3 protein-coding genes and 3 tRNA genes are annotated in these 2687 nt (G+C 60.5%); all 6 read right to left on the reverse strand.

Going from position 1 to position 2687, the window contains the following annotated elements:
- Positions 1-105 precede the first annotated feature (105 nt).
- Entirely contained in the window at positions 106-555 is a 450-nt protein-coding gene (locus HU811_RS26540; protein ID WP_186659043.1) for an acyl-CoA thioesterase, read from the reverse strand.
- A gap of 85 nt (positions 556-640) precedes the next feature.
- Positions 641-1474 (reverse strand): alpha/beta fold hydrolase, encoded by an 834-nt coding sequence (locus HU811_RS26545; protein ID WP_047229252.1) that lies wholly within the window; start codon positions 1472-1474, stop codon positions 641-643.
- A 28-nt stretch (positions 1475-1502) separates the two neighbouring features.
- Complete coding sequence (locus HU811_RS26550; RefSeq protein ID WP_092400389.1) at positions 1503-2042, reverse strand: TetR/AcrR family transcriptional regulator; 540 nt, start codon at positions 2040-2042, stop codon at positions 1503-1505.
- A 180-nt stretch (positions 2043-2222) separates the two neighbouring features.
- Positions 2223-2298, reverse strand: a tRNA-Glu gene (locus HU811_RS26555).
- 75 nt (positions 2299-2373) lie between these two features.
- A tRNA-Ala gene (locus HU811_RS26560) sits at positions 2374-2449 on the reverse strand.
- A 53-nt stretch (positions 2450-2502) separates the two neighbouring features.
- Positions 2503-2578: transfer RNA gene (locus HU811_RS26565), tRNA-Glu, on the reverse strand.
- Positions 2579-2687: the final 109 nt, after the last annotated feature.

Genomic DNA, 2687 nt, shown 5'->3' on the forward strand with positions numbered 1-2687 from the left:
CGCCTTCGCGAGCAAGCCCGCTCCCACCCTGGTTCCGGGACGTTCACAGAATCGGAGTCCACCGCCAATCCCTGTGGGAACGGGCTTGCTCGCGAAAGCGGTGGGTCAGTCGATGAGGGTGCCGGATGTCATCAGCGCAGGACCATAACCCTCGATGAACTCCGGCGGCATGCGCTTAGGCCTGCCCGTGGACAATTCGATGCAAACAAAGGTGGTCTGGGCGCGCAACAACGTGGTGTTGTCGCTGGGGCGAATCAGCTGGAAATGCCGATTCATCTTCAATCGCTGATCCCAGTCGACGATCCAGGTAGCCAGTTGCAGCTCGTCACCTTCGTAGGCCGCCGCCAGGTAATCGATCTCATGACGCACAACCGCCATGGCCCGGTCCAGCCGCCGATACTCCACCAGATCCAGCCCGAGGCGCTGGGAATGGCGCCAGGCACAGCGCTCAAGCCAGGTGACGTATACCGCGTTATTGGCGTGGCCCAGCCCGTCGATGTCTTCGGCATTTACTTGAAGATCAATAATGAACGGCGTTGCCCGATCCCAGCCCATGCCCCTCTCCCGGTCGAATTTGGTGGGGGCCAGTGTAACGGATCCGAGCTTGACCGCCATCGCGGGCAAGCCTTGCTCCCACAGATCAAGCCGATTGCCGCGCTTGCAGACTGCGCCCGGCCAGCAGTGATAACACACCATCAATGACGCGAGGATCGGCCAGTACCCGCTGGTGGCCGCCCTGCGGCAAGCGCAGCAAGCGGCTGTCGAACCAGGCTTCGTGAATCAGTTGCGACTCCTTGACCGAAACGAAGGTGTCGTCCTCGGCATGGACAATCAGCCCGGGCACGTCCAGCTGGTAATGGGCGACATCCATCCTCGAAGCCGGCATGCCCACATCGTTTTCCACTTGGCGAATGAAGGCCGATCGCGCCTTGGGCGGCAGCCCCATCATCCGGGCGAACCCACGCAGCACACCAAGAATGCGCGCAGGCGCTGCAATGCTGACCAGAGTCTCGGTCCGCAACCCCAACTGAACCGCGAGCATGGCACTGGCGCCACCCATGGAATGCCCGACCACGGCTTGCAGGGGTGGTAACTCCGCCGCAGCTTCGAGCATGGCCCTGGCGAACAGCAGGACATTGGCCTCGCGCCCAGGTGAGCGGCCATGGGCCGGGCCGTCCAACGCCACCACCGTGTAGCCGGCACCTACCAGCGCCGTGATCAGCGCGGCAAATTGCGTGGGTCGCCCTTCCCAGCCATGCATCAACAAGACAGTCGGGCCTTTACCCCAGCGCAAGGCGGACAGACCGAAGCGTAAGGTGATGCGCTCTGAAGTCGCCAGCAATGGCAACTCCCAATCCCTTGGCGGCAAGTCCCGGGGACGCATGAACAGCGATCGCATCTTCTTCGCCACCAGGCCCGGGGCGACCCATCCCAGCGTGCCATTGACACCACGAATCCAGCTAAACCTGTTCATCGCTCATCTCCAGGGCTTGCGCCTTAGCTCATCGCACCGCCGACTTGGCAGCGCGCAGCAACCGATCCGATAACTCTCCCGGGCCCAACGCTCGTGCCAAGGCCAGGCCGCCGACCATCAGGGCAATGTCCGCCAAGGCCTTATCGGCGTCTTCCGGGCTGGCCGCCAACTGCGCAACCATCAGCTCAATATGCTCATTGAGCACCTCACGGAACTCATCCGGCAGCCGCCCGAGCTCACCTACCGATGCCGGGATCGGGCAGGCCAGCTCGGTGGTATCACGGTGCTTGCGCGACAGGTAGAACGCGGCTGCCAGGGTTCGCCGCTCCTCACCGCTCAGCTCGGCATCCATGTCGGCGATCAAGCTGCGACGATGGCTGAGCAGTTGCTTGAATGCCTCCAGCATCAAGGCATCCTTGCTTTCGAAGTGGGCATAGAAACCGCCCACTGTCAGCCCGGCCGCGCCCATCACCTCGCCGACACTCGGCTCGGCCGGACCACGCTGAATCAGCGCGGCACTGGCAGCCTTGAGTATGCGTTCGCGGGTTTGCGCCTTTTTATCGCTCATCGTTACCTCCGAATATTACGATTGAAATATTATCCATGTAATAATTTTCCGCAAGCGGAAATTTTGACCGCTGGTCAGAAGCATCGTTAGAGGAATTGAAGATTGGCCGAACGCCAGACAAACAAAAGGGCCATTCAAGAATTGAATGACCCTTATAAAATCCCGCAGAGCGGGTAATCGTGGCGTCCCCTAGGGGACTCGAACCCCTGTTACCGCCGTGAAAGGGCGGTGTCCTAGGCCACTAGACGAAGGGGACACAAACCTTCTGACGTGATCAGCGCTGAGAACTGATCGATTCAAGGCCGGTGTGGCCAAACCTTGAACCTGTAATTGGTGGAGCTAGACGGGATCGAACCGTCGACCTCTTGCATGCCATGCAAGCGCTCTCCCAGCTGAGCTATAGCCCCGGATTTTTCGCCTCGCGGCGGAGCGACATCTTGCAACATCGCTTCTGTAAAACTGGCGTCCCCTAGGGGACTCGAACCCCTGTTACCGCCGTGAAAGGGCGGTGTCCTAGGCCACTAGACGAAGGGGACGCAAACCCTTCTATACAACTGATCAACGCTGAGTGTTGATCGCTTCAATGCCAGTGTGGCCAGGCCTTGAAGTGTAAAGTGGTGGAGCTAGACGGGATCGAACCGTCGA

Source organism: Pseudomonas tehranensis (assembly GCF_014268615.1).
Lineage (GTDB): Bacteria > Pseudomonadota > Gammaproteobacteria > Pseudomonadales > Pseudomonadaceae > Aquipseudomonas > Aquipseudomonas tehranensis.